This is a genomic window from Enterobacter sp. CM29 (assembly GCF_013179605.1).
In the GTDB taxonomy this organism is placed as follows: domain Bacteria; phylum Pseudomonadota; class Gammaproteobacteria; order Enterobacterales; family Enterobacteriaceae; genus Enterobacter; species Enterobacter intestinihominis.
Genome location: NZ_JABMCU010000215.1, coordinates 1 through 7,284 on the forward strand (window position 1 = coordinate 1; position 7,284 = coordinate 7,284).

Below are 7,284 nucleotides of genomic sequence, written 5' to 3' on the forward strand. Positions count from 1 at the left end.
ATTGACTCGGCATCCGTCACCAGCCGAAAGCCCCAGGGGCCAATCACACACCCGGCAATCAGATAGCCGAGCACCGAGCCCAGCCCCAGACGGACCGCCACGGGCACAATTAATGCCGCCGCACCGAGGTAAATCAGCGCCTGTATCATCGTATGGCTATCCATTGTGCCCCTCCTGCCACTCGAGTAAGCGTTGTTTGTAGTGACGAGCCTGCGCCTGCAAGGTTTCATCGTCGCAGACAAAGGTACAGTGCATTGCAAAAGGCGGAAGCCAGTTCAGGCCACAGTAAAGGGCGGTAGCCTGGAGCGGCTGCGCCAGCACGTCAAATCCGGGGAAAGCGCCAATCTCAAAGTGGCTTTCACCCCCACCGGTGGTTACAGCCCACATCAGGCTTTTTCCCTGAAGCGCTTTGCCGTTATGTCCGTATGCCCAACCGTGCGACAAGACTTTGTCGATCCACAATTTCAGCAGCGGAGGTGTGCTGTACCACTGCATCGGATGCTGCCAGACGATCAGATCGGCACGAGAGAGCGCCTCCTGTTCGGCGGCGACATCGATACTGAAATCAGGATAGAGTTGATAGAGGGAACGTATCTCAACGTTTTCGAGCGTCCTTGCCTGCTCAAGCATCCGTTTATTCGCATGCGAATGTTGCGGATAGGGATGCGCATAAATTATCAGAACCATGAATATGCCTGTCTTTTACTTTTCTTGTAGCATTGAGTGTAGACAGTTACCACCCCGACTTAAAGGGGCTATCTAACGGTTAAAAGTAAAACGCAAGTATTGGCAACCCATCCCACCTTACCAGCGACAGTGGCGCTAAACACGAAGAGCGATACGCGAGACAAATTCATCCTACAAAATAGTTATGGCCATTCATATTATCAACAGATATTTTTAGCGAAACTTAAGTCATTATTTAATAAATCAACCTGTACATAACCCATTGAAAAAATAATAATTTTATGCTTTTTTGTTTTAAGCTCACGCTTTAAGACGGACTAAATACGTTTTACGCACGTTATCTAATGTTCCTTCTCACTCAAATGGATGTGTACATGAGCAACATTTTCTTTAGATTAAATCATACAACCAAAACTCTTGGAAAGATATTTCCTGCCTTGTTGATATGCACCCCTGCGGTTGCATTTTCTGCAACGATTGACCAATCAACTTCTGTTCCTCAAGATTTCTCAGCCGATGCTGAATATATTATTAATAAAAACGTGACGATCTCCTCCGCTGGTAGTGAAGCGGCGGTATCGGTCTCTGGGTTTGCGATCGATAATGTCACTAACAAAGGAAATATTTCCGGTACAGGAACTGGCCTGGATATTAATACTGGCGCGCAACGTGTAGTTATTAACAATGACAGTGGTGCAACCATTTCTTCCACCACAGCGAATGCTGTGAATATTCAGTCATTACTCGGCGATTTCAACAACAATGGAAATATCATCGGTGCGGAAAATGGCATTTATGTCAGTGAAAGCTCCTCAGCAGTAAATATTACCAACACCAGCACTGGAGTGATAAAAGGAAAAACAGGCCTGAGTTCTCAGACTGGCATTGGTATTAATAACAGTGGTGCAATTATTGGTACAAGCGGTGACGCTATCACACTAGGCACTGGCAATACAAAGATATTAAACAGTGGTACGGTACAAGGAACCCAGAACGGCATTAATGTAAAAGATACGGCAAAAGTAGATATTACGAATAGCGGAACGATTAGTGGCGATACTGCGGCTATTATGTTCGCCAGCAATAAAAATAACACCCTGGTACTTGATACGGGTTCCACTCTTATCGGTGACGTTATTTCCACCAATTCCATGGGAAACACTCTCACTCTGATCGGCACCGGTACGGAAGACAGTAACTTCGTGGGTCTGAATGAAGGCGACGGTTTTGCCAGCGTAAAAATGGAGGGTGAAAGCTGGGCACTGTCGGGCGATCTCGACATTATTGGCTCTGGCGACTCCTTGCTGATAGAGACTGGCGCGTTAACCCTGTCGGGTGCGGTATCGAATAACGGTAATACGCGGGTGGCCAAAGACGCCTCGCTGCAACTGGGCGATGGCGAAAAAACTGCGACGCTCAGCGGTGGGCTCACCAACAATGGTACCGTCATTTTTAATCAGGGTAGCGATTTCACTTTCGCCACCGACATGACCGGTAGCGGTAACGTCGAAAAAGTTGATTCCAACACGCTGACCCTGACAGGCAAAAATAGCTATACAGGGAATACGGTTCTGCACGGTGGCACCACGCTGGTCTCCACCGGAGCAACGCTCGGCGTCAAGGGCAGTAACGCCACCGTTACCGTTGAAAACGGCGCGACCTTTGCCACCGCAGGCGAAGTGAACAACAACATCGCGATTCTTAGCGGCGGTACGCTGGCGGCATGGAATGCAGTCCAGGGTAACTCCACGCTCAGCGCTTCCGGTGTTGATACCATCAACGGCAACGTGGCTAATGGCGGCACGCTGTTGCTGAGTGCGGCTGATAATAGCGTTGGCAATAATTTTACGATTAATGGCGACTACACCGGCTCTGACGGTAGCCAGATTGTGATGAACAGCACTCTGGGTGAAGATAACTCACCAACTGACCACCTCACCATTACGGGCAGCAGCTTCGGTCAGTCCGGCGTCAGCATTACCAACATTGGCGGCGCAGGCGCGCAAACCATTAACGGTATGGAAATTGTCAGCATTGGCGGCAGTTCCGAAGCCCAGCTGACGCTGGCAAAACCGGTCGTCGCAGGCGCCTGGGAATATAACCTCTACCAGCACAGTGACGGAAACTGGTATCTGGAATCAAAGGCGACGCCTTCTGATGATCCTTCCGACGACACCGATGACGGTGGCAATAATGATGACGGCGGTAACACCGACGGCGGTGGCAACACCGATAATGGTGGTAACACCGATGACGGTGGTAACACAGATGACGGTGGTAACGCCGATGATGGTGGTAACACCGACAACGGCGGCAACACTGACAACGGTGGCAACACCGATAACGGCGGCAACACTGACAACGGCGGCAACACCGATAACGGCGGCAACACTGATAACGGCGGCAACACCGATAACGGCGGTAACAGTGCCCCGGAAGTTATGGCACCTGAAGTGGGTGCTTACTTAGGTAACTACCTTGCCGCGCAGAGCATGTTCCTGCATAAGCGCGACGATCGCGACCAGCTCACTTTCCGCAATGAAGACGATCTGAACACCTGGATGTACGTTAAGGGTCGCTATCATGAGAACGATGCGGGTGGCGATAAAGTCAGCTACGACACCACCACCACCGTTCTGCAAGTCGGCAGCGATTTCATGAGCAAGCCAATGGATAACGGCATCCTGCGTGCCGGTGGTATGTTCGGTGCAGGCCAGGCGAAGACCCACTCTGATGCGAAGCACAACGTGCGTGACGCACAGGGTAAGGTTGATGGCTTTAATGTTGGGCTGTACGCCACCTGGCAGGAAGATCAGAAATTACGTCTGGGCAGCTACGTTGATACCTGGGCCGCTTATAGCTGGTACAACAACAAAGTCACCAGCAATCGTAACGATGAAGATTACGATAGCGAAGGTTTCGCCGCGTCTGTTGAAGTCGGCCACGCGTGGGTTATCCAGTCTGAAAATGAACGTACATGGAAGATCGAGCCACAGGCGCAGGTGATCTACAGCTATCTCGATCAGGAAAATCACACCGATCGCGACGGCGTACGCGTAACCACGTTGGACAATGACAGCGTCTTTGGTCGTCTTGGCGTTAAAGCAAGCTACTTCCAGCAGAAGGACGTCAAGGCCTGGCAGCCATACGTCGCAGTTAACTGGTTGAAAGGTGCTGGTCAAAACGATCTGGCATTCAACGACGAAACCGTCAGCAACGATACGCCAGAAGATCGTGGTCAGTTAGAGCTGGGCGTAACCGGCAACCTGAACGAAACCACAACGATCTCCCTGCGTGCCAGCGGTGAGTGGGGTGAAAACAGCTATGCCGCTTACGGCGGTCATATTTTGTTAAACCATCGCTGGTAATCGATCATTCTGACGCAAAAAAAGCAGTGGCATGTGCCACTGCTTTTTTTTAGTTATCCAGCTCACCCATTGATTTAACCTGGTCACGGTTAATCTGTTCAGTTTGACCGGTTTCGGCGTTTTTGTACGATACCAGACCGGTATCGTCATCCACCTGCGGTTTCCCGTCAGTAACGATAGTTTTACCATCGGTGGTTTTTACGGCCTGATTTGACGAACAGCCCGCCACGGTGAACATTGCAGTGGCAGCCAGAACGGAAGCGATCAGTAGTTTATTTTGCATGGTGTTTTCCCCTGCTCTCAGTTGAATTTTCGTTATCGACCTAACCATTTTAGGCTAACTGACTGAAAGCGGATGAAAAACCAGATGGTTCTTAAGATGGGTAAAGAAAACCGTAGGGCGGGTAAGCGAAGCGCCACCCGCCACTTGCCCGGCGGCGCTAACGCTTGCCGGGCCTACGCAGATTACTTGCTAATCTGAGCGTGCATTTCCTGCACCGAAATCACCTTCTCGGTGGCATCCGCATTCAGCGCCATGGCCGTCGCGAAACCGCCGTTCAGGGTGGTGTCGTAATGCACTTTATACTGGAGCGCGCTGCGGCGAATCAGCTTGGAGTCTTCAATCGCCTGGCGACCTGCGGTGGTGTTGATGATGTAGGTGTACTCACCATTCTTGATACGGTCCTGAATGTGCGGACGACCTTCATGCACCTTGTTCACCAGACGCGGGTTGATCCCAGCTTCACCCAGCACAATTGCCGTGCCGTGGGTTGCATCCAGCTCGAAGCCCTGTTTAAGCAGCTTGGCAGCCAGGTCAACCACGCGCTCTTTATCGCCTTCGCGAACGGAGAGCAGCGCACGGCCCGATTTTCTCATGGTGGAGCTGCTGCCCAGCTGTGCCTTGGCAAACGCTTCTGCGAAGGTGCGGCCCACGCCCATCACTTCCCCGGTAGAGCGCATCTCTGGCCCTAACAGTGGGTCAACGCCCGGGAATTTGTTGAACGGCAGCACCACCTCTTTCACCGAGTAGTACGGCGGGATGATTTCTTTCGTGACGCCCTGCTGAGCCAGCGTCTGGCCAGCCATCACGCGCGCCGCCACTTTCGCCAGCGGAATACCGGTCGCTTTAGAGACGAACGGTACGGTACGCGCCGCACGCGGGTTGACTTCAATCAGATAAACTTCGTTGTCTTTCACTGCGAACTGAACGTTCATCAGACCGCGAACCTGTAGCTCGAAGGCCAGCTTCTGCACCTGCTGACGCATCACATCCTGAATCTCCTGGCTCAGGGTGTACGCAGGAAGAGAACATGCGGAGTCACCGGAGTGCACGCCAGCCTGCTCGATGTGCTCCATAATGCCGCCAATCAGCACCATTTCGCCGTCGCAGATAGCGTCAACGTCGACTTCAACCGCGTCGTCGAGGAAGCGGTCGAGCAGCACTGGCGCATCGTTGGAAACGCTCACCGCCGTCTGGAAGTAGCGACGCAGGTCGGCTTCGTCATAGACGATTTCCATCGCACGGCCGCCCAGTACGTAGGATGGACGCACCACCAGCGGGTAACCAATCTCTTTCGCTTTCTCAACGGCCATTTCAATCGCGGTCACGGTGGCGTTCGCCGGCTGTTTCAGCTTGAGACGATCAACTGCCTGCTGGAAACGCTCGCGGTCTTCCGCACGGTCAATAGCGTCCGGGCTGGTGCCGATGACCGGCACACCTGCCGCTTCCAGCGCACGCGCCAGCTTCAGCGGAGTCTGGCCGCCATACTGCACGATCACGCCTTTCGGCTTCTCGATGCGCACGATTTCCAGCACGTCTTCCAGCGTAACCGGCTCGAAGTAGAGGCGGTCGGAAGTGTCGTAGTCGGTCGAGACGGTTTCCGGGTTACAGTTGACCATGATGGTCTCGTAACCGTCTTCGCGCAGCGCCAGCGAGGCATGCACGCAGCAGTAGTCGAACTCAATGCCCTGGCCGATACGGTTTGGACCGCCGCCCAGCACCATAATCTTGTCGCGGTCGACGGACGGGTTCGCCTCGCACTCGTCTTCATAAGTGGAGTACATGTACGCGGTATCGGTCGAGAACTCTGCCGCACAGGTATCCACGCGCTTGTAAACCGGGTGCAGGTCATACTGGTCGCGCAGCTTGCGGATCTCCGCTTCACGTACGCCCGCCAGTTTAGCCAGACGCGCATCGGCGAAGCCTTTACGCTTCAGCATGCGCAGGAAGTCTGCGTCCAGGCCGTTGATGCCCAGCTCCGCCACTTTCTCTTCCAGACGCACCAGCTCTTCAATCTGCACCAGGAACCAGCGGTCGATGTTGGTCAGGTTAAATACGCCGTCAACGGACAGGCCCGCGCGGAAGGCATCGGCGATGTACCAGATACGCTCTGCACCCGCGTCTTTCAGCTCGCGGCGGATTTTGGTCAGTGCTTCCGGGTCGTCCAGGCTGACTTTCGGGTCAAAGCCGGTCGCGCCCACTTCCAGGCCACGCAGCGCTTTTTGCAGGGATTCCTGCTGCGTGCGGCCAATCGCCATGACCTCACCAACGGATTTCATCTGGGTAGTCAGACGGTCGTTCGCGCCGGCGAATTTCTCGAAGTTAAAGCGAGGAATTTTGGTCACAACGTAGTCGATGGACGGTTCGAAGGACGCTGGCGTGCGGCCACCGGTGATGTCGTTCATCAGCTCGTCAAGGGTGTAACCCACCGCCAGTTTCGCCGCCACTTTCGCAATCGGGAAGCCGGTGGCTTTGGAGGCCAGCGCGGAGGAACGGGACACGCGCGGGTTCATTTCGATAACAATCAGACGGCCGGTTTTCGGGTTCACCGAGAACTGCACGTTCGAGCCGCCGGTTTCCACGCCGATTTCACGCAGTACCGCCATCGAGGCGTTACGCATGATTTGGTACTCTTTGTCGGTCAGCGTCTGAGCTGGCGCAACGGTGATGGAGTCGCCGGTGTGGATCCCCATCGCGTCGAAGTTTTCGATGGAGCAGACGATGATGCAGTTGTCGTTTTTATCACGCACCACTTCCATCTCGTACTCTTTCCAGCCAATCAGCGATTCATCAATCAGCAGCTCTTTGGTTGGGGAGAGATCCAGACCGCGTTCGCAAATCTCTTCGAACTCTTCGCGGTTGTAGGCGATACCGCCGCCGGTGCCGCCCATGGTGAATGATGGACGGATGATGCACGGATAGCCCACGTCAGCCGCGACGGCCAGCGCT

General features: G+C 53.7%; 5 protein-coding genes. 1 reads left to right on the forward strand and 4 read right to left on the reverse strand.

From position 1 onward, the window contains the following. Together HP459_RS23585 and kefF are read right to left on the reverse strand one after the other, a co-directional pair. Positions 1-164, reverse strand: a 164-nt coding sequence (locus HP459_RS23585) for a hypothetical protein (protein WP_171936699.1), incomplete at its 3' end; no start/stop codon positions are given. Beyond that, positions 157-687 (reverse strand): glutathione-regulated potassium-efflux system oxidoreductase KefF, encoded by a 531-nt coding sequence (kefF, locus tag HP459_RS19900; RefSeq protein ID WP_023305423.1) that lies wholly within the window; start codon positions 685-687, stop codon positions 157-159. The genes kefF and HP459_RS23585, both read right to left, overlap by 8 nt. Before the next feature lie 374 nt (positions 688-1,061). Between kefF and HP459_RS19905 the strand changes: the two genes are divergently transcribed. Next, positions 1,062-4,055, forward strand: coding sequence for an autotransporter outer membrane beta-barrel domain-containing protein (locus HP459_RS19905; protein ID WP_171936700.1), 2,994 nt, complete (start codon positions 1,062-1,064; stop codon positions 4,053-4,055). Between the two features lie 49 nt (positions 4,056-4,104). Here HP459_RS19905 and HP459_RS19910 read toward each other — a convergent pair whose 3' ends face one another. Both HP459_RS19910 and carB read right to left on the reverse strand, forming a co-directional pair. Continuing rightward, positions 4,105-4,338 carry a YgdI/YgdR family lipoprotein gene (locus HP459_RS19910; RefSeq protein ID WP_003856439.1) on the reverse strand — a complete coding sequence of 78 codons (234 nt, stop codon included), beginning with the start codon at positions 4,336-4,338 and terminating at the stop codon, positions 4,105-4,107. 182 nt (positions 4,339-4,520) lie between these two features. Continuing rightward, positions 4,521-7,284: carbamoyl-phosphate synthase large subunit (gene carB / locus HP459_RS19915; RefSeq protein ID WP_171936701.1), on the reverse strand; the 2,764-nt coding region annotated here is incomplete at its 5' end.